The sequence below is a fragment of the Cupriavidus sp. SIMBA_020 genome (assembly GCF_046535395.1).
GTDB lineage: Bacteria > Pseudomonadota > Gammaproteobacteria > Burkholderiales > Burkholderiaceae > Cupriavidus > Cupriavidus campinensis.
The window spans coordinates 1-273 of sequence record NZ_JAWRWU010000541.1 but is presented as its reverse complement, the minus strand read 5'-3'; the positions used below and the strand labels follow the sequence as shown (position 1 = coordinate 273).

The 273-nt window shown below is 69.6% G+C and carries 1 pseudogene; it reads right to left on the bottom strand.

What is annotated here, in order from left to right:
• Window positions 1–273: pseudogene (locus tag SB751_RS30420) on the bottom strand (hypothetical protein); the annotation flags it as partial.

Below are 273 nucleotides of genomic sequence, written 5' to 3'. Positions count from 1 at the left end.
ATCAGCGCCGCGAACCGCGCTTCATCCGGAAACGCCGTCACTTCATACCGCACCGGCCGGTGCGCGGTGGCCGTCATCAGGTCGCCGCATGCGTCCCGCAGCGCGGCCATCGGCACGTGGGCCGACTGCCGCGTCGCTTCGCGGTACAGCACGACGATGTCCGTCTCGGGCAGCAGCGTCGGCACGCCGTCGCTCCACACGCTGACGCTGAACAGCTCGCCGTTCTGCCGCCGGTACACGGTGTAGGTCGCGACGAAGATGTCGGTGCCGTCG